General features: G+C 40.4%; 18 protein-coding genes. 17 read left to right on the forward strand and 1 reads right to left on the reverse strand.

The window, feature by feature from the left end; all coding sequences use genetic code 11:
* Positions 1 to 67: 67 nt before the first annotated feature.
* From Q7P33_RS16390 to Q7P33_RS16440, 11 genes are all read left to right on the forward strand, one after another.
* Entirely contained in the window at positions 68 to 2,065 is a 1,998-nt protein-coding gene (locus Q7P33_RS16390) for a GBS Bsp-like repeat-containing protein (RefSeq protein WP_303871817.1), read from the forward strand.
* Positions 2,066 to 2,152: 87 nt separating this feature from the next.
* Positions 2,153 to 3,160 (forward strand): glycosyltransferase family 2 protein, encoded by a 1,008-nt coding sequence (locus tag Q7P33_RS16395; protein ID WP_303871818.1) that lies wholly within the window; start codon positions 2,153 to 2,155, stop codon positions 3,158 to 3,160.
* Between the two features lie 92 nt (positions 3,161 to 3,252).
* Positions 3,253 to 4,119 (forward strand): glycosyltransferase family 2 protein, encoded by an 867-nt coding sequence (locus tag Q7P33_RS16400; RefSeq protein WP_303871819.1) that lies wholly within the window; start codon positions 3,253 to 3,255, stop codon positions 4,117 to 4,119.
* A gap of 21 nt (positions 4,120 to 4,140) precedes the next feature.
* Positions 4,141 to 5,538: an undecaprenyl-phosphate glucose phosphotransferase gene (locus Q7P33_RS16405; RefSeq protein WP_303871820.1), complete on the forward strand. Its 1,398-nt coding sequence runs from the start codon at positions 4,141 to 4,143 to the stop codon at positions 5,536 to 5,538.
* Between the two features lie 94 nt (positions 5,539 to 5,632).
* Positions 5,633 to 7,705: a hypothetical protein gene (locus tag Q7P33_RS16410; protein ID WP_303871821.1), complete on the forward strand. Its 2,073-nt coding sequence runs from the start codon at positions 5,633 to 5,635 to the stop codon at positions 7,703 to 7,705.
* A 10-nt stretch (positions 7,706 to 7,715) separates the two neighbouring features.
* The gene (locus Q7P33_RS16415; protein WP_303871822.1) at positions 7,716 to 8,660 is read left to right on the forward strand and encodes a glycosyltransferase family 2 protein; all 945 of its coding nucleotides are present in this window, start codon (positions 7,716 to 7,718) and stop codon (positions 8,658 to 8,660) included.
* An 84-nt stretch (positions 8,661 to 8,744) separates the two neighbouring features.
* The gene (locus tag Q7P33_RS16420) at positions 8,745 to 9,905 is read left to right on the forward strand and encodes a glycosyltransferase family 2 protein (protein ID WP_303871823.1); all 1,161 of its coding nucleotides are present in this window, start codon (positions 8,745 to 8,747) and stop codon (positions 9,903 to 9,905) included.
* A 76-nt stretch (positions 9,906 to 9,981) separates the two neighbouring features.
* The gene (locus Q7P33_RS16425; RefSeq protein WP_303871824.1) at positions 9,982 to 11,685 is read left to right on the forward strand and encodes a hypothetical protein; all 1,704 of its coding nucleotides are present in this window, start codon (positions 9,982 to 9,984) and stop codon (positions 11,683 to 11,685) included.
* The gene (locus Q7P33_RS16430; protein ID WP_303871825.1) at positions 11,682 to 12,050 is read left to right on the forward strand and encodes an EamA family transporter; all 369 of its coding nucleotides are present in this window, start codon (positions 11,682 to 11,684) and stop codon (positions 12,048 to 12,050) included. Before Q7P33_RS16425 ends, Q7P33_RS16430 begins: the two co-directional genes overlap by 4 nt.
* Positions 12,040 to 12,390, forward strand: coding sequence for an EamA family transporter (locus tag Q7P33_RS16435; protein WP_303871826.1), 351 nt, complete (start codon positions 12,040 to 12,042; stop codon positions 12,388 to 12,390). The genes Q7P33_RS16430 and Q7P33_RS16435 overlap by 11 nt, the downstream gene beginning before the upstream one ends.
* A gap of 71 nt (positions 12,391 to 12,461) precedes the next feature.
* Entirely contained in the window at positions 12,462 to 13,847 is a 1,386-nt protein-coding gene (locus tag Q7P33_RS16440; RefSeq protein WP_303871827.1) for a DUF6056 family protein, read from the forward strand.
* Positions 13,848 to 13,964: 117 nt separating this feature from the next.
* On the opposite strand, the gene Q7P33_RS16445 is transcribed toward Q7P33_RS16440, so the two are convergent.
* A complete protein-coding gene (locus tag Q7P33_RS16445; RefSeq protein ID WP_303871828.1) occupies positions 13,965 to 14,984 on the reverse strand; it encodes an LCP family protein in 1,020 nt (339 codons plus the stop codon).
* Here Q7P33_RS16445 and Q7P33_RS16450 point away from each other — a divergent pair.
* The 6 genes from Q7P33_RS16450 to Q7P33_RS16475 all read left to right on the forward strand — a co-directional run bounded on the left by Q7P33_RS16450 (position 14,974) and on the right by Q7P33_RS16475 (position 20,205).
* Complete coding sequence (locus Q7P33_RS16450) at positions 14,974 to 15,282, forward strand: hypothetical protein (protein WP_303871829.1); 309 nt, start codon at positions 14,974 to 14,976, stop codon at positions 15,280 to 15,282. The genes Q7P33_RS16445 and Q7P33_RS16450 overlap by 11 nt on opposite strands.
* Before the next feature lie 212 nt (positions 15,283 to 15,494).
* On the forward strand, positions 15,495 to 16,064 hold the full coding sequence (locus Q7P33_RS16455; RefSeq protein ID WP_303871830.1) for a hypothetical protein: 570 nt from the start codon (positions 15,495 to 15,497) through the stop codon (positions 16,062 to 16,064).
* 4 nt (positions 16,065 to 16,068) lie between these two features.
* Positions 16,069 to 17,649, forward strand: coding sequence for a hypothetical protein (locus tag Q7P33_RS16460; protein ID WP_303871831.1), 1,581 nt, complete (start codon positions 16,069 to 16,071; stop codon positions 17,647 to 17,649).
* Positions 17,650 to 17,898: 249 nt separating this feature from the next.
* Positions 17,899 to 18,669 carry a transporter substrate-binding domain-containing protein gene (locus tag Q7P33_RS16465; RefSeq protein ID WP_303871832.1) on the forward strand — a complete coding sequence of 257 codons (771 nt, stop codon included), beginning with the start codon at positions 17,899 to 17,901 and terminating at the stop codon, positions 18,667 to 18,669.
* Positions 18,670 to 18,830: 161 nt separating this feature from the next.
* Positions 18,831 to 19,496, forward strand: coding sequence for an amino acid ABC transporter permease (locus Q7P33_RS16470; protein WP_303871833.1), 666 nt, complete (start codon positions 18,831 to 18,833; stop codon positions 19,494 to 19,496).
* Positions 19,477 to 20,205, forward strand: a complete 729-nt coding sequence (locus Q7P33_RS16475; RefSeq protein ID WP_303871834.1) for an amino acid ABC transporter ATP-binding protein — start codon at positions 19,477 to 19,479, stop codon at positions 20,203 to 20,205. The genes Q7P33_RS16470 and Q7P33_RS16475 overlap by 20 nt, the downstream gene beginning before the upstream one ends.
* The last annotated feature ends 105 nt before the right edge of the window (positions 20,206 to 20,310 follow it).

A 20,310-nucleotide genomic window follows, 5' to 3' on the forward strand; every position in this document is an offset into this window, starting at 1 on the left:
ATTGACGCCGACAATGGTTCAATGATAGGGTAGTGAAAAGTCCAGGATTAAATTGAGGTGATGGGAAATGAAAAAAAAGAGGCGCAATTCGATAAAATCGTTGGTGATCTGTTGGGCATTGATCATGTTTATTTCAGCAGGTCAAATCCTGGCGCAGGATGAAATGGAATTCGCTAGTCAGGAAAATGCGTTATCAGAAAAAACGGAAGTGCAAACAGATACAACGCCGGCATTGCAACCAGAAACCACTGAAAATATTGCAGGCAATGATAATGCGGATGTAAAGATTGATGAAGCGGATGCGGTAACAACGAGCGATCATAATCTGGATGAAGAATTGAGTGAAACATTAAAAACAACAACGACGGCGGCTGATGAGCTGGGAATAATCATTTCACAAGCGGCAGAGAATAAGACTCAGTTTACGGTCAGTACCATTGGATGCGCCGGAAAAGCCGAGATTGGCAGGGTTTTGTTTCCAACCTGGACAGCACGAAATGGTCAGGATGATTTGCGCTGGTATGAAGGAACCCGGGATAAAAATGGTGAGTTCAGCATCACCATCGATGTTAAAGATCATGGATATGAGACAGGATCTTACTTGATCCATACCTATATCTATGGACAGCAGGGTGAAATACTAAAAGTTGTCGGAAGTAGTTACAATCTTGAAGAATCTAAGTCGGCTATTTCGATGACAGAAGTATTGAATAACTGTTTTAAGGTAAGTATTTCAGGGCTAAGCAACCGCTATGGCGTCAGCGATGTTGTTGTACCAACCTGGACTCAGATCAACGGTCATGACGATCTGCGCTGGGAAAAAGCTACCTATGTAGGAAATGATACCTGGGAAGCGGTGATAAATATCGCTGATTATAAACAAAGCTATGATACCTTTATCAGCCACGTCTACGTTACCGATAAAGATGGACAACAGAAATATCTGGGAGCGACAACGAAAATCATTGATAATCCATTTGCGAAAGATCCGTTGGAAGTTACGGCACAACAGCAGGAAAATGATGGATCGAAGTTTGTCATTAGCACTCAAAACTGCAGCAAAAAGCCTGGGATCAAACAGGTCGATTTTGCGGTATGGTCAAATCGAAATGGTCAGGATGAGATAAGATGGTATCAAGGGGTGCTTGGCGCAAATGGAGAATACCGCTCCCCGGTGGATATTGAAAACCATGGATTTGAAACTGGCCCATTTACTATTCATGCTTACATTAAGGGAAATAACGGAGAGACTATTTCGTTTGCATGCGTTAACTTCACATTGACAAATCTTAATCCGACTATCGAGTACGACAAGGCAGTGCTTAATAATACCTTTAAAATACGGATCAGTAATGTGGGAAGTGAGAACGGTGTGACCGCAATCTTGATGCCAACCTGGAGCGGCTCAAATGGGCAGGATGATCTGCGGTGGGAACCGGCAACCTATATTGGCAATCACACCTGGGAGGCCAACATTAATCTGCGAAATTATAACATTATTGTTGATTCATTTATTTCGCACGCTTACCTGGTTGATAAAAATGGAAAAATGATTTTTGTAAAAGATTCCAGTAAAACGATTTTACAGAATACGGCAACGGTATATGGTTTTTATAACTATCCACTGGAGAAAGATTACAAACCAAATCCCAGCGATCCCACCGATTGGTTTGGACCACGCTGGGGCGATATCCATGAAGGCGTTGATATCCCGGCGCCTTATTATACAACTTGCTATGCGGTTGGAAACGGTATTGTTGAAAGAGCCGGCTATTTTTTGGGCTATGGTCGCTATGTTAGAATCCGCACCACTGATCGCTACGGTGAAAGTGTGTCCTTCTTTTATGGACACCTGCAGGAGATTAACGTGGGCGTGGGACAACCGGTAAGTAAGGGGCAAAAAATTGGTTCGGTTGGGGGCTCTGGTTATAGCGCCCAACGAACCTATATTGATGATGCCTATGGGCCGCATCTGCATTTTGGAGCAATCGCCAATGCTGATGATGCCTGTGTCGATCCGGAAATATGGATTGACTTTCACAACCCTTACAGCAATGCAAACTGAGATATTGCCCCAAAAGAGAGACTGGGAAAAGTTCCGAGTCTCTTTTTGTTTAGTAAAAGAAGATCCTATGTTATAATAAAACGGATTATGGATAGAATAAAGGACGGTTTTATGAAGTGTGATATTTCAGTTATTATACCAAATTTCAACGGGGAGAAGTTTATCGCCAATTGTCTGGATAGTATGATGATACAAAGTTTTAGAACATTCGGGCACATGGAAATTATTGTCGTGGACGACTGCTCCAGCGATACCAGTGTCGAAATTATAAAAAATTATGAAAATGTAACGTTGGTGAAAAACTCTGTTAATTCGGGTTTTGATAAGTCGGTCAACCAGGGAATTCTGGCCAGTCATGGAAAATATTGTCTGCTTTTAAATAACGATGTAGTGGCTGATCCCGATTTTGTGAAATATTTATATTTGCATATTGATGATAATCCCCGAATTTTTTCGGTGAGTTCAAAAATGATTCGTTTTTATGAACGGGATAAGCTCGATGACACCGGCGATTTTTATAATATCCTGGGCTGGGGATATAAACGGGGCGATGGCCAATCGGTAAATGCACATAATAAGCCAACTGCAATTTTTAGTAGCTGTGCCGGGGCGGGGATTTACCGCCGATCGATACTAAATGAGATTGGCTTGTTTGACGAAGCTTTTTTTGCCTATATGGAGGATGTAGATATCGGATACCGTGCGTTGATCAATGGTTATAAAAATCGATATGAACCCAAAGCAATCTGTTACCATATTGGTAGCGCAACTACAGCAGAAGGCCAAAAGTACAGTTCTTTCAAGGTTCAGATTTCAGCCCGTAATAATATTTATGTCGCATATAAAAACATGCCATTTGTTCAATTACTGATTAACAGCCCGTTTTTATTGTTGGGGTTTATCGTTAAATATATAACGTTTGCTAAACGGGGCTTTGGCCAGGACTATCGAGCTGGGATTAAAGAAGGTCTGAAAAAACATCGAATCATGACGAAGGTTCCCTTTCAGTTTCGAAATCTGAAGAACTACTTTTCTATTGAAGTCCAGTTGATATTAAATGTAGTTAGACACGTTGAAAATAAAATAGGCAAGTAAAACAGTTTTTAGATCGGCCCTTCCATATTTGTGGGGGTTATGGTAAAATATAATGTCTTTTGAAAGACAAAATGGCTTAAGAAAGGCTGAAAATGGATTTATCGATTATTATTGTTAATTATAGAACAGAAGAATTGACATCAAATTGTATTGATTCGATTATAAAAAGTAATACCAAAGGATTGCACTATGAAATTATTCTGGTCGATAATGCTTCTAAAGATGGCAGTATTGAAGCCATTGAAAAGCAGTTTCCAGAAATTACAATTATCAAGAACAGTGAAAACCTGGGCTTTTCAAAGGCCAATAACATTGGATTGGCAGTGGCAAAGGGAAACTATATTCTCTTGCTGAATTCCGATACCATTGTTGATTTGGATACCTTAAAAGGTGCCGTAGCTTTTATTAAAGATCACAAACATATTGGGGCATTGGGTTGTAAGGTGTTGCTACCATCAGGAAAATTGGATCCGGCGTGTAAGCGCAGCTTTCCTACACCGATGAACGGACTTTATCACAGTCTCAATCTGGATCTGGCCTTTCCCGAAAGCACCCGTTTTGGAGCCTATAATCTAACCTATGTGGATGAAAATAAAACCTGCTCCATTGATTGTATTATGGGCGCGTTTATGTTGGTTCCCAGAGTCGTTATTGAAACGGTGGGGATGCTTGATGAGAATTTTTTTATGTATGGGGAAGATGTCGATTGGTGTTATCGGATCAAACAAGCAGGGTATCAGGTCATGTATTATCCGGAAGTTCGAATCTTTCATCACAAAAAAGCCAGTGGCATCGGCAAACGAAACCCCAAAGTGATCGCCGCTTTTTATGATTCGATGATCATTTTTTATAATAAACATTATCAGAATAAATATAATGGGTTTACCCGGTGGTGTGTGCTGACAGGAACGACAATCATGAAAAAAATGGCTTTAGCCAAAAATAATCGCAGAAAATAAAGCAGGAAAGGGAGACTGGCAATGATAAAAAGCAATCAGCGTTTTTTTAATTTTATATTGGTGTTGTTTGACTTGTGTGTCGTGACAGCGTCTCTTTTATTTGCCTGGTATATTCGGTTTGTTTCGCCATTTTTTGACGATGGCGTGCGAACCATGAACCTAAGGGCTTATATTGATTTGTTGGGAATCATCATCCCGCTCTATCTTGTTCTTTTTCTGTTCTTTGGCCTCTACAAACCGTATCGTAAACAGCGTTTTTTTAAAGAATGCCGGGAAATTGTCTTTGCCAATATTATTGGCATTGCGATTTTGATGTCAGCTTTATTTACCATGAAAAGCATCCATTTTTCGCGCTATATGCTGGGGATCTTTTTTATTACCTCTACGGTGATGATGATTTTGGAGCGAGGATCGATTCGCAAAATTCTCCGAATGGCCCGGGAACGGGGCTTTAACATCAAGTATATTATTATTGTGGGTGCCGGTAGTATTGGTCAAACCTTTGCTGCAAAAGTCGCTGGAGATCGTCAGCTGGGTTATAAGGTAACCGGGTATGTTGATGATTATTATCACAAAAGCGATAAAGATGGGATCCCAATTCTGGGAAAAACCCGGGAAATGAATGAAATTCTGGAAGAATATCAGGTGGATGAGGTCATTATTGCCTTACCGAATACCAGTTTTAAACGAATCGATGAAGTCATTGATATCTGTGAATACCAGGGTGTTAAAACCCAGATTATTCCAGATTATTTTCACTTGATTCAGGGAACAACGGCTTGTTTTGATGAACTGGATGGGATTCCGTTGATCAATACCCGTTATATCCCCCTGGATCAGCCGTTGAATAAATGGATCAAGCGAGCAATTGATGTTATTCTTTCAATTCTGATTTTAATTCTGGTTTCACCAATTATGCTGATCACCGCAATTCTGGTCAAATTGACGTCACCAGGGCCGATTATCTACAAGCAAATTCGGGTGGGGATGGGACGAAGGGAATTCTGGATTTACAAATTCAGATCGATGCGTTGTGATACAGCTATTCCTGGGGAAATTGGCTGGACCACCGAGAATGACCCGCGTAAAACAAAATTTGGGGCATTCATCCGAAAAACCAGCATTGATGAATTGCCACAGTTTTATAATGTGCTTAAAGGGGATATGAGTATTGTTGGGCCCCGTCCTGAGCGACCCCACTATGTTACCCAGTTTCAACACGAAATTCCCAAGTATATGATTAAACACCATGTTCGGCCAGGAATCACCGGCTGGGCACAGGTTCAAGGCTGGCGTGGGGACACTTCAATTCATAAACGGATCGAATGTGATATCGAGTATATCGAAAAATGGACACTGTGGTTTGATATCAAAGTATTTTTTATGACATTTAAAGCGGTGTTTGAGAGTGGGTATTAAGTTGAATGGAATATTAAAAAATAGAAAGACAAATATTTTCATTTTAATAATTTTGTCAGTTATATTAGCCAGTTTTAGTGAATTGTTTTTTTTAATGATTGAAAACAAAATTGCAATTGAATTCTTCCAATCATGGTCAGGAATTGCCCAGATTATTCAGACTCTCCATTTTGTCAGGTTGTTCTTTTTTATAAGTATTGGAATCGGCCTGAGCATTTCGGTGAATCATTATGGAATGGAAAAATTGGCAGACAGTGCCTATCGATATCGGTTTTGGATTTCGGCGATATTGGGGGTTCTCCTTGTTTTTTTTGAAATTCATGGCTCGTCAATCTTGTATTGGCAGAATTATTTAAGTAATTTAACCAACATTTCGGAACCATTGATTGGCATATCACGATCCATTCGTAGTGATGAGTGGGCGGTCAATACACCGATGATGTTGTCGCAGTATTATAATCATTCGGGTTTGTTTCCTTATTTCAGTGAAACCATCCGGGGGGCATTAACGGATACCTTTATTATATATGGTCAACCGGTGAGAGATATTGCGATATTTTTTCGACCATTTCATTGGGGTTATTTACTGCTGGCTCCGGCAAAGGGGCTATCTTTTTTTTGGATCGGTCGAACGATTGCCTTGTTTTTAGTATCTTTTGAATTTGGTATGATTCTCACTAAAAAGAGTAAATTACTTGCTTTAATTTACACCCTGATGATTATCTGGTCCCCCGTTGTGCAGTGGTGGTTTGCCATCAACGGTCTAGTCGAAATGCTGGTTTTTGGTCAATTGGCGTTGATTATGATGACACGATATATGAATAATCAGAATTACTATCGACGATCACTGTATGCCTTCGTGGTATTGATTTGTGCAGGTGGATATATTCTAACCTTTTATCCAGCCTGGCAAGTACCCCTGATATATGTATTTCTGGCATTATTCGTTGGCGTTGTACTGGAAAATCGAAAGCATTTTATTTGGAATAAAAAAGATATTGGAATTGGCATCGGCTTGATTCTGTTATTGAGTATGGGCATGATTTATATTTTGTCTAAATCTGGGGGAACAATTGACTCGGTGATGAATACCGTTTATCCGGGAGGAAGTGCTGAAACCGGGGGAAATCAGGTATTACGATTGTTTTTATATCCGGGCAACCTATTTTTTGCCTTTTCCCGGGAACTGACTTATGCAAATCCGTGTGAGTTGGCAGTTTATTTTGATTTTTTTCCACTGGGAATAATTTTGTCTGTCTGGGTAGTGTTAAAACAAAAGCAAAAAGATAAATTCTTGGTCCTGTTGCTTCTAACAAATGCCATGATGATCATGTGGTGTTTGTTTCCCTGGCCGGAATGGTTGGCAAAAATCACCTTACTCAGTTATTCAAAGCCGGTTCGGGCTTTTTTGGCAGTAGGATTTTTAAATATTCTATTGTTGATTCGGGCTCTTAGTTTATTTGAAGGTGCGTTTTCAAAATGGTTTAAAGTGGGTAGTGCACTGCTCATGAGCTTGGGAATCACGCTATTAGCGTTTAAAACATATGAGGGCTATCTTGATCTAAAAATGAGTATGATTATTTTACTTCTTTTGTTTGGATCATTTTACGTCATCCTAAGTGGAAACAAGGAGTGGGCCCGAAAGACGTTGCTGGTGATTGTCTTTGGTATCATTTTTATTGCAGGATTATTTGTGAATCCGGTTGTTAGTGGACTGGATGCAATTTATCAGATGAATGTAATCAATAGAATTCAACAGACAAATATGACGGAAAACGGATTATGGATTGTCGATTCAGGAGAGGAAATTGGTTTTCCGGTGATTAATTTTCCGCTAATGGCTGGTGCGCCAACAATAAACTCCACAAACGTATATCCAAATCTGGAAAGATGGCATCTACTGGATCCGGATGGATCAGCAGAGGAGATATATAACCGTTATGCTCATATCAGCATCAATCTGATAAACACAGGTGATGAAACACACTTTAAATTAAAATCGCCGGATCTTTTTGAAGTCAATTTAAATATAAAGGATCTGGAAAAATTAGAGGTTACGTATGTTTTTTCAAAACGGGATTTATCGACACTTTCAAATGAGGTTGTAAGCTTTACTGAGTTGGCAGATGAAAATGGATTTAAGATATATACAGTAAATTATAATTAAAGGAGTAATGATGGAAAAAGGACAAAAAACAGCGATTTTAATCCCCTGCTATAACGAATCAAAAACCATTGAAAAAGTAATCAAAGATCATAAAGCAGTCATGCCTCATGCTGATATCTATGTATATGACAACAATTCCAGTGATGGGACTGATGAAATTGCCAGAAAGGCTGGTGCCATTGTGCGCTATGAGTATCGACAGGGGAAAGGGAATGTGGTCAGATCGATGTTTCGGGATATTGATGCCGACTGTTATATTATGACGGATGGAGATGACACCTACCCCGCCGAGTTTGCATTGGAACTGGAACAACAAATTTATCAAAAACGGGCCGATATGGCCATTGGCGATCGCTTGTCGTCAACTTATTTTACGGAAAACAAACGTCCTTTTCACAACATTGGCAATGTTCTGGTGCGAAAACTCATAAATGTTTTGTTTAAGGCTGAAGTAAAAGATATCATGACCGGAGCTCGGGGCTTCACCCGAGAATTTGTTAAATCATTTCCGGTTACATCAAAGGGATTCGAAATTGAAACTGAGATGACCATTTTTGCACTGGACAATAATTTTAAAATTGTTGAAGTGCCAATCGATTATCGGGATCGACCAGAAGGCAGTGTCTCAAAACTCAATACCTATTCAGACGGATATAAAGTGTTGATGACGATTGGAACCCTGTTTAGAGATACCAAACCCTATTTGTTTTTCTCGATGGTTTCATTAGTTTTGCTGATTATCAGCGGGATCTTTTTTACTCCGATTGTAATCAATTATTTTGAAACCGGCTTGGTCGACAAATATCCGACCTTGATTGTCATTTCGGCTTTGTGGATCATTGCCATAATCAGTTTTTTCAGTGGTGTCATTCTGCAAGTGTTAAAAAAGCAGCATCGTCATAATTTTGAAAGACAGTTGAATCTATTAAATGAGATGTGGAGAAAAGAAGTCTAAGCAGATCGTGTCGACGGCGGTCTTCCCAACGTTGGAATAAGCGCAAGTGAGTAACAAAATATAAAGTATAAAGAGGAAAAGCGATTGGAAGAGAGAGAAATCGAATTAACGATATTAATGCCGTGTCTAAATGAAGCGGAAACATTGGAGATTTGCATAAAAAAAGCAATGTCCTTCTTAAAAGATAACAATGTCGATGGCGAAGTGCTCATTGCAGATAATGGCAGTACCGATGGATCCCAGGAAATAGCCATCAGAAACGGGGCTCGAGTGGTTAATATCGAACAGAAGGGATACGGAAGCGCACTAAGAGGTGGGAGTGAAAATGCCCGAGGTCGATATGTTATCATGGGCGATGCGGACGACAGTTATAATTTTTTAAACCTGATGCCGTTTCTTACAAAACTCAGAGAAGGCTATGAATTGGTAATGGGAAACCGCTTCAAAGGTGGAATTGAAAAAGGCGCGATGCCACCTTTGCATAAATATTTGGGAAATCCGGTCTTATCATTTATCGGGCGGATATTTTATCCCAGTGATATCAAAGACTTTCATTGTGGGCTTAGGGGCTATAATCGAGCTGCGATTCAGAGTCTTCAGCTGCAAACGACAGGAATGGAGTATGCCAGCGAAATGGTTGTTCAGGCGACCTTGCATAAGCTGAAAATGATTGAGGTGCCAACGACCTTATCACCGGATGGTCGGTCACGTCCACCGCACTTAAGAAGTTGGCGGGATGGTTGGCGGCATCTCAAATTTTTGATGATGTACAGTCCTAATTGGACATTTTTGTATCCTGGCATTATTTTATCAGTCATTGGATTGGTAATAATGGTGTCTATCGGTGTCGGGCCCACAAAAATCGGGAATGTGAATTTTGGTATTAATACCATGATGTATGGATCGGCAGCATTGCTGGTTGGGATTAGTATCAGCTTATTTTCAATGTTTACTAAATCCTATGCATTAAGCTCAGGATTTATACCTAATAGTCCTAAAACAATTGGCATCCTGGAAAAGTTTACCGTCGAAAAGGGCGTTGTAATTGGTGTTTTGTTAACCTTATTGGGGATTGTGGCCACGATTGTTGCCTTTGTTATCTGGGGCAACAATTCGTTTGGAAATCTGCAGCCAGAGTCAATTATGAAAATTACAATTCCAGCGACAACACTGATCGCCATCGGTGTTGAATTGATTTTTGCCAGTTTCTTTCTGGGGATTTTGGAAATTGAACGAAAAAAATAGGAGGGTTTCAGGCAAGCTAGAGAAGATTTAGGTTGTCTGTTATTTTTCTTTGAAAAAATGAGGAGGTGAAAAGAGGGTGTCAACACGTTTTGGAAACGCAAAAAATCGATTGGGGATAGGGATCGAAAAATACCGATTGGTCATTTTCATGATTGGTTTTATTCTGGTCAAACAATTGCTGGTCATTGGCATGCCTCTTTTTGCCCATGCCGGAGCCGGACACGACGATCGCTTAATGATCAATATGGCCCATTCGTTGCTTCAAGGAGAGTGGTTAGGTTCATATTCGGAAAAGACGTTGGTCAAGGGGCTGTTTTTTCCGCTTTTTTTAGTCACAAATGATTGGTTTGGAATACCTTATTCATTATCAATTCCAGGAATTTATTCCCTCGCATGCGTAATTTTTGTCTTTGGGATCAAACGACTGTTTAAGACTGAATTTCCGCTCTATTTAATTTTTTTGGCGCTGCTGTTTAATCCGATCTCATTTGCCGATGAAACCTTTCTCCGGGTCTACCGAAATAGCTTGACGGCCGCTCAGGTTCTCATTATCAGTGGTGGGATGTTCGCTGTTTATCTGAATCGCTTTGAAAAAACAGCAGTTCAAATGTTCTGGGCAGTTATTGCCGGACTGGGTTTGGCTGCTTTATGGCATACCCGGGAAGATGGGATTTGGATTATTCCATTGGTACTGGGCGTCATTATTATTACCGGAGTAACGATTATTTTAAAAAAAGAATTATTAATAAAAGAAAAGCTGAAAAAGGGGATGACTACGCTAGTCCCGATGGGAATTTTGATCGTATCTACGATTATTATCTCCTGTGTAAATTACGCTTATTATGGAATTTACACCACCAATGAGCTCAATGACAGTAATTTTACGAAGGCAATTAAACTCATTTATGCAGTGCAGCCGGATGAAGAAGTTGAGCGGGCATCAGTTCCCAGAAGTACAATGACTAAAATTTATGCGGTATCCCCATCGTTAAAAAGTATAAAAAATGAGTTGGAATCAAGTCTCGATCGATGGTCCTGGTACGAAAAAGATGCCGAGGTAAGACAGGTAGAGGACGGTTTTTTCTTTTGGGCGTTGCGAGAAGCAGTTTCCAACTCGGGCTATTATAGCGATGCTGTAACAGCCAATCGCTTTTATGAAGCGGTGGCCAATGAATTGGAGGTAGCTTTTGACAGCGGTCAGCTTGTGCGTCGGCCGACCATGCCATCTGCTTTAATGTCTCCCTGGCGGGATGAATATGGTGAAAAACTGGCCAGTGCTTTTTTAAAAACAGCCCGGTATGTCACCGGGTTTGAAGCAGTCAAAACCAGTATGGTTGACAGCATCGATGATGGACAGAATGGAATCTTACTTTTTGAAGACATTACAAATAATTCGGCCCGAATAAAGGGTGAACCAATTCCGTTAAATGTAAAAGTCAGACTTGTACTAATAAACTGTATTACTGCGATTTATCAGAGCCTGGGTGTAATGGTCTTTATGGTAGCGCTGGTAGTCTATGGCCTGCTTACGATTTTGCTACTGATAAAAAAAATGCATAACCAGTATGAGCTAATGGATTGTTGGTTGGTTTTATCGGCCTTGCTCTTTAGTGCAGTTGTACTGGCTGGTGGTGTCGCCTATACCGATATTTCGGCATATGTCGCCATCTCATATTGGTATCTGGCAGGGGCCTACCCATTGATTATCGCATTTAATGTTATCACGCTCTATAAAATGATGGAAGTATTTGTAAAAATGAGGTACAAGAGAGAAAAATGAGTAAATCGGATGAGAACAGAGGAACAATGAGATTAAAAAATTATTTATTTTTACATGCAAGTTTACTGCTATATTCAATCGGATCGGTTTTTTCAAAAATGGCCAGCAAGGAAGCATTCCTTTCCTGGGCGTTTATACTTTATTACGGCTTATTTTTACTGATATTATTTGTCTATGCCATTCTCTGGCAGCAGATCTTAAAGCGTTTTCCTTTAACAGTGGCTTTTGCCAATAAGGCAATTACTATATTGTGGGGAATTGTCTGGGGATATCTGTTTTTTGGAGAAGCGCTACGCTGGGGTATGTTGTTGGGCTCGGTGATTATTGTTTCAGGAATATATTTGGTGGTGAGTGATGACAAATAATGAATGGATTTTTTATGCCCTCTATTTGTTTTCGGTTTTAGTGGCCTCCCTTTCACAAGTTATTCTCAAAAAAAGTGCCATGATTCATTATGAAAGTCGCATCCGAGAATATTTGAACCCCTATGTGATCGGGGCCTATTTTTTCTTCTTCGGATCATCGTTGTTAACTACCTTTGCTTATCGAGGGGTGCCGTTAACAATGGGACCGGTACTAGAATCGACCGGCTATATTTATGTTGGAATTCTGGGGATGCTGATTCTAAAGGAAAAACTCAGTCGGCGTAAAATTATTGGCAATGTGTTGATTATCGGGGGGATTTTTGTTTATGCATTTATTTAAAGGTGTCGTTTCGAGCGAATAGGAACGGATCAAGTGCATGGCTAAAATCGGTTTTTAGAAGGTAGTGTGAAATGATGAATAATGACCGTTTTGGAAAAAAATATGGAAATCGTGCGATTCAATTTTTTTTGGAATCCCGAAAAACAAATTTGATTCTCTTTTGGGTAATAGTAGCAGTTACATTTGCTTACATGGTGTTTTTAAACAGTAAGACCCCTTTAATTGCCGATGATTTTGTCTATACCTTTATTTTTGGCACCTCAACGCCAGTAATGAGTTTTGGGGATATCGTGACCTCGCAGATTTCCTATTACATGACCTGGGGAGGGCGGGTTGTGGCTGAAACATTGACGCAGATTTTCATGTTTTTAGGAAAAGATGTTTTTAATGTGGCCAATAGCCTCTGCTATATCGTCTTTTGTCTGGCGGTTTATTTTTTGGCAATGGGGCGCAAAATCCGCTTTGAATTACTGTTATTAACGACAATCTTAGTCTGGTTTTTTATCCCAATGTTTGGTCAGACGGTGATGTGGTTAACCGGATCCTGTAATTATTTATGGTGTGGTACCATTATACTACTGGCGCTTTTGCCATTCCGGCTGTATGAAGAAAAACAGACCAAGCTGTTAAACAGTGTCTGGTTTGCCCTGTTGATGATTCCTTTATTCTTTACCAGCGGGATTACCAACGAAAATACCGCTGGCGGGATGATTCTGATTATGCTGCTTTACTGCGGCGTTAACATTAAACGTAAAATACGAATTCCTGCATTTGCGTATACCGGGTTAGTGTTTTCGATCGCTGGCTTTTTATGTATGCTTTTTGCACCAGGAAACAGTTTGCGGGTGGCAAATGAATCGGCCGTTGCCGAAGTTACCATGATGGTCGGATCAAACCCGATTATCACCCGGCTTTCATATTTCGCCTATAATCTTTATGCGCTGATGCCGCTGGTGATTTTAGCGGCGATTGCTTTTGTCATGTTAAGAAGTGAAAAAGATCGAAACGAATGGGTTAATTTTGGGATTTTTACTGTGGCAGCAGCGGCGGCTATGTTTGTGATGCTGGCACCACCTAAATTTCCGCCTCGGGCGATGTTTGGATTGGCGGCATTTCTGATTATTGCTGTGGTATATGCGTTTGGGCAGCTCAAATTGACCGAAGAACGGATCAGAAAATTTGTAATCATTCCTGGTTTGACGGTGCTGTTATTCTATATTATGTCCTGGGGTTACGTGGGTATTGATGCCATCACAGTGAGTAAACAGTATGTTGCTCGGGTTCAAATCATTGAGACACACCAAAACGAAGCTCTGATTCAGGTGCCGGAAATTGTACCGCTGTCCAGCCACAACGGAATGTACGGTTTAAAGGATGTCCAATTAGATCCCAATCATTGGGTTAATCGTGCTCTGGCTGATTATTTTGGCGTTCCCAATATCGTGCGCCAGCCATAAACGGGAACAAATCGATGATAATGCACTGTTGACCTTTTAAAAACAAGCGCATCAAAAATAAAAGCCACCTGTTGTCAAGGAAGGACAGCAGGTGGCTTTATGATTCTAATAGGAGAGTTATTCTATATCAGATCCGGATGTGTTCGAAGTGCCTTTGACAGTCGCTTTGATCTCATCGCTAATCTCCAAGGCAGTATCTGAAGGGGTATAGTCGGTTTCGTAGACAAATTGATAAAAGGCTTCAATGTTTTCGGCTAAAGTGTCGGGAATAACATAGGAGACCCCATCCAGCATATCCAGAGAAATCAGTTCGTCGGTGGGGAAACGACTTTGCTCGATATCTTTTGAAGGCATTAAAGCCAGATTGGCTCCATATTTGAACATCTCGAGGGTGCTCAAGGAAGTTTCCACATAGGGTAAGGTCGCCATTAGCAGATTATATTGTTCTTTAAGATCCAGATCAAGTGCTTTTGACAAGACCTGTTCAAAAACAACCCGTTGTCGCAAGGTTCGATCAAAGTCGCCATCGCCGACATACCGAACCCGACAGTAGGCCAGGGCTTGGGATCCATCAACGGTTTGGGATCCAGTTTCTTCCAAAAATGGAGAACCGGTACCAACTTTTTCATTGACATCCATCAGATATTCATTAACCCATTCAAGCTCTTCGTCGGTTTCAATATCGATGGTGACTCCACCGACGGCGTTGACCATCGAAACCATGGCGTTAAAATCAATGGTGACATAATCGGTAATGGTCGTATCAAAATTCTGATTGATCGTCTTGAGGGCTAAATCTGGACCGCCATAGGCGTAGGCGGCATTTAGCTTATCAAATTCGTATTTTTTATCGATATAAACATAGGTATCGCGCATCAGCGAGGCCACCTTGACCTTGCTATGTTCATAATCGGCAGTTGCTATCATGATGGTGTCCGTTCGATCACCTTCGACATCATCGCGACCATCGACGCCGAAAACGGCAACATTAACAATTTTATGCTGTTTGGCAAAGTTAGCGGCTTCACTGCTGATTCCATACTTGCTTAAATTTCCTTTTAGGTCGTTGGTGACATTCCCTAAGAAAAAAGCGTTAACAGCAAAAGCGGTGGCCATCAGAAAAATAATGATCAGCAAAATGGTGCGGGAAAATTTTTTCAGAAAGCCATTGGATTTTTTCTTTTTTTTTGGTAATGGATCAGGTAAAATTACCGGTTTTGTTTTTGACTGCGGCTTTGATTTTTGTTTCGACTTTGTTTCTGATTTAATGGTCTTAAGGGGACGCGTATCAGGCCTTAGAGTCTTGTTGGATGTCTTTTTTGAGCCTGGATTTCGTCTGTTTTCAATCACACTCTTTTTTTTATTGTTCAAATTGTTACCTCGTTGGGAAATCATTCTGTTTGCAGATCGTTCTAAACGCATAGGCGCGCCGTAATATGCAAGGCGTTTTCCCATCTTTTATTTAAAAATAAATTCTGATTATGCCGATTTACGACTACTGGTAGGCTATTATATCATAAATGTAAATATTTGTAAAAATAATATAAATAGAAAAAGTTAACAACCATTAAATCTTATTATACATTTTAGGAAAACTTTGTTATAATAGATGCAAAGATTGATAGCGAATATAGGAGTAGGTTTAATATGGCAAACGAACAGGAACTCAATGAAAAGAATGAGTACTTTGAATATGTAGAATCGCGCATTGAAAATTTAGAAAAACTGATTTTAAAAAAAGATGAAGAATTAAAATCACTCATCCTCAAAACGGTTCAAAATGGCCCATCACAACCAGAGAAAAGGGGGGGTGGGGCTACCGCTCTGCGTCCAGAATCCACCCATTTCGAGCGGGTCTTCGATGATTTGAAGGAAGAAGAATCCCGGTTTTTGAGAAGTGAAGGCGAAATTCCCAATTATAAAGCCGATGAGTTGAATATCCAGCTGGCCAATATTGAAAAACGGGAAAAAATGGTTCAGGACATGCTGGATTCATTAGGGTCAGCTCTGGCTATTTTGAAAAAACGACACGAAGAAGTGAATCGAAAAGAAGAGACACTCAATCGTGAATATCAAAAGCTTCAGGAAATTGAAGCTTTGTATCGCAGCACGGAAGGTTTGGATGCTCTGACGTCGACCTTTGGAAAAGTTACGATTGATAAAGGGAGTTCACGAGAAAACGATGGAACAACCTTTAAAAATGACAGCAAGGAGTGATTTGATGAAATTAAGTTTTGGTAAGTGCTGGGGTTTGTTAATTTTTGATATCATTGGCTTAGCAATCGCTGGTTATGCGTTTTTATTGGGTTATCAGGTTTTAATGACACTTGAAAATGCCAATGCTTATATTATTCTGATGGGTTTCTTTGTAGGGATCAAGACCATTGTGCTGGCTTTGTACGATTTAAACAGAAACTTATTACGAAAGAACATTCCCTTCATCGGGGGCGGGATTACGATTCTCGGTAACGGAATTATTTTTGCGATGTGCTTTTTTCTCATTCCGGATGTACCGACAACATTTTTTATTGGTTTGGCAGTAGCAGACTTCTTAATGATAACCCTGTGTCATCTGTTATGGTGGGTTCTGATTGGTAAGGATGATGATTATACCCGTGAACAGAGCGTTTCTTCAGACGAAGCACGAATGCCGAAAAAAGAAAAAAAGATGACGACAAAAAAAGACCGGAATAATGATCAAAAACGGGAACCGGTAAAAATGGATAAAAATTCAGGGAAAAAAGTGAAAAGCGAGAAAAAAACCTGGTTATCCCGAAATGATGAAGAAGAGTCAGAGTATGACAGCATTTTTACCAGTTTGCTGGAAAATGAAAAAAGAGGTCAGCAACGCTATGTGGAGTCCCCCAGAGCCGATGTGCCGAGGGCTGTTGCAGAAGAAAAACGTTACCAGACCAGTGATTTTCTTAATGAAATCAAAGAAAATTTAAAAAAAGAAAACAAGCCACCATTAAGTCAAACTGAGGCTCAGGGTGGAACCGCAAAAAAAACAGCAAACCCGGAAAAAAACCAATCGTTACAGAGTATACCTGTAGGCTTATCACCAATGGAATCAGACCGGAAAAAAGCAGTGGGGATGGAGACAAACTCACTCATGAGTAATCAAGCGCCGGAAGCGACCATGATATTACCAACTCAGAAGCCTTTTATCGCAGATACGATTCCTCAAAATAGCAGTGCGGAGCTGTTTGGTGATTTGCCAACCGTTAAAGAAAAAAAATCTGATTTTCAAAAAATGGCGGTTAATCATTTAGGATCAGCAGGAATTAGAACAACAGAAGTAGATGATAACGAAGAGGGTTTTCTTTCCATTGAACGGCGACTGGGCTATTTGTTTCACGAGATCGAAAAATCAATGAAGGAAACCCAGTATCTCCAGGGGGCTATCAGTGATTTTCAGAAGGAAGTGGAGAACTATGAACCCATTGCGGGGGATGAAAAAATCGTAGCCGCCGGCAATCTGATCCGTGAAAAGTTAAAAATGATTATTGATAAACAATTCGTTGTTGATGAGGTTCTCGACGATCTAATTCGGCTATCTAAACTGATTAATAAACGGATCAATGATCTGGACATCATCGAAGCGGGATTGAACCAGCGCAAGATTGCATTGGATCAAAAAGATTTGCTTTTGGTCGAAGCCCGAAACCGAACCCCAGTGGAGAATGAAGTTGAAATTCTCCCAGAAGAAGTGGTGCTGGAAAATTTGGATGCCGAATTTATCGTAGCAGAAGGGGACTACGAGTCGATCCGCAAATACCTGACTGAGAATCCGGAAGAATAGACGAAACGTAGTGAATTGACATAGACAACGACCGGTTTACAGGAAGGCTGTGTACGAGATTGGCGTACACAGTTAGATAAGTAGTCGAACTGTAATAGGTTATTATGAACATATTAAACCATCCTTTACTGCAATCGATGGTTTTTTTTATTGCGAATTTTTTATAAAAATGATATACTGCTACCTGTATGAAAGTGGGTGTATTGGCTAAAGATGCACCAAAACTTATTATTATTAGGAGGAAAAGAAATGAAAAGAATCGCAAAGCTTGGTGTTTTGGTAATGGTAGCGGCAATGGTATTCTCATTGGCTGCTTGTTCCAGTGGAACAAAAACTGGCAGCGATACAAAGAAATATGTAATCGCTACAGACACAACCTTCAAACCATTTGAGTATGAAAATGAAAAGGGTGAACGGGTCGGAATTGATATCGATCTTTTAGCAGCGATTGCTGAAGATCAGGGTTTCGAATATGAATTAAAGGCAGTCGGGTTTGATGCTGCTTTGGGGGAAGTATCGACTGGTCAATCGGATGGGATGATTGCTGGTATGAGTATTACGGATGAACGGAAAAAAACGTTTGATTTTTCCGAGCCTTACTTTGACTCAGGTGTTGTGATGGCAGTAGCTGCTTCAAATGACACAATTAAGTCTTATGCAGATTTAAAAGGTCAAAAAGTAGCGGTTAAAACAGGAACTGAAGGGGCAACCTTTGCTGAGTCAATCAAAGATCAGTATGGATTTACAACTGTTTCTTTCCCGGATTCTGCCAACATGTATGAAGATGTAAAAGCCGGAAATTCAGTCGCTTTATTTGAAGACTACCCAGTCGTTGGTGATGCGATTGCCAGTGGTGTGCCACTTAAAATGGTTACTGACATGGAAAAAGGCAGTTCTTATGGCTTCGCAGTTAAAAAAGGTCAAAATCCAGAGTTGATTGAGATGTTTAATACTGGATTGGCGAATCTTAAAGCCAATGGTAAGTATCAGGAAATCCTGGACACCTATATCAAAAAATAATCTGTTAGAAAAAACTTAACACATTATCAATTTTGAAATCATCTGTCAGCATACACGACTGGCAGATGATTTCTCTAAGTTATCTAAAAGTGTTTACTTGCGTGACTTCTTGCGTGTGAGTAAAGACTGTTGGACAACTCAAACTATTGAAGGAGGTTGACGTGAGTATTCCAGAATTAATTGTACAATATTGGCCCCGTCTGTTGGCAGGATTGGTATTAACGGTTGAAATAACAATTGTTTCGCTTTTTTTTGCAGGTATTTTAGGCCTTGTTTTTGGACTCTTGTCGGTATCAAAGAAAAAGGGTTTAAGAGCAATTGCTCTTGTATATGTGGATGTTGTTCGGGGAACACCATTGTTGGTACAGGCATTTTTCATCTACTTTGGGATTCCACAGGTTTTGGGGATTCAATCAGATCCAGTGATTTCTGGAATTATTACCCTTAGCTTAAACGCGGGCGGTTATCTGGCCGAAATTTTCCGTGGCGGGATTGAATCCATCAGCAGAGGGCAGATGGAAGCTGCCCGGAGCTTGGGTTTACCCTACGGAATGGCGATGCGAAGTGTCATCTTGCCTCAGGCAGTCAAAACGATGACACCGGCACTAATTAATCAATGCATTATAACGCTTAAAGATACATCACTTCTCTCGGTTATTGGGGTGACGGAATTAACCCAGACCGGGCGACTGATTATTGCCAATAATTTCCAATCCTTCGAGGTGTGGGCGATTGTCGCGGCGATGTATTTTGTGATCATTATGATCTTATCGAAGATCTCAAAACGACTTGAAAGGAAAATGTCTTATGGGAAAAGTAAAAATTAAGAATCTCAAAAAAAGTTTTGGTGATTTAGACGTCCTGAAGGATATTAACCTGGAAGTCAAAGAACGGGAAGTGATCTGTATTATTGGTGCGTCCGGTTCGGGAAAGAGCACCTTATTGCGCTGTATCAATGCTTTGGAAGAAGCCAGTAGCGGAACCATTGAAGTCGATGGGAATGATATCACCAGAGCCGATGGTAATATCAACAAATATCGACAGGATATTGGGATGGTTTTTCAGCAATTTAATCTCTTCCCGCATATGACGGTTTTGAAAAACATTACCTTTGCACCAGTAGCCCTTAAACTTAAAACCAAAGAAGAGGCGGAAGAAACGGCACGAAAATTATTACGAAGTGTTGATTTGGAAGAAAAAGCCAATGTTTATCCGGAACAGTTATCCGGAGGACAACAGCAACGGGTCGCGATTGCCCGGGCCTTGGCCATGAATCCGGATGTTATGCTCTTTGATGAGCCCACCTCAGCGCTGGATCCCGAAATGGTTGGGGAAGTATTAAATGTTATGAAACAATTGGCAAAAGATGGGATGACCATGATCGTGGTTACCCATGAAATGGGCTTTGCCCGAGAGGTCGCTGACCGGGTGATCTTTATTGATGAAGGGTTTATCGTAGAGGAAGGCCCACCCAGCGAAATATTTGGGAACCCCAAGAATCAGAGAACCATTAATTTTCTGAATAAAGTTTTGTAGTTCCCGGACAGTGGAAAACAGATTAACGTTAAAAAACCATCTCTTTGAGGCAATGTCATTAAGTTAAGAAATCAGAAGAGTTTTATGTTTGCAAAAGCATAAGGC

Origin of the sequence: Acetobacterium wieringae (assembly GCF_026646375.1) — a bacterium.
In the GTDB taxonomy this organism is placed as follows: domain Bacteria; phylum Bacillota; class Clostridia; order Eubacteriales; family Eubacteriaceae; genus Acetobacterium; species Acetobacterium wieringae_A.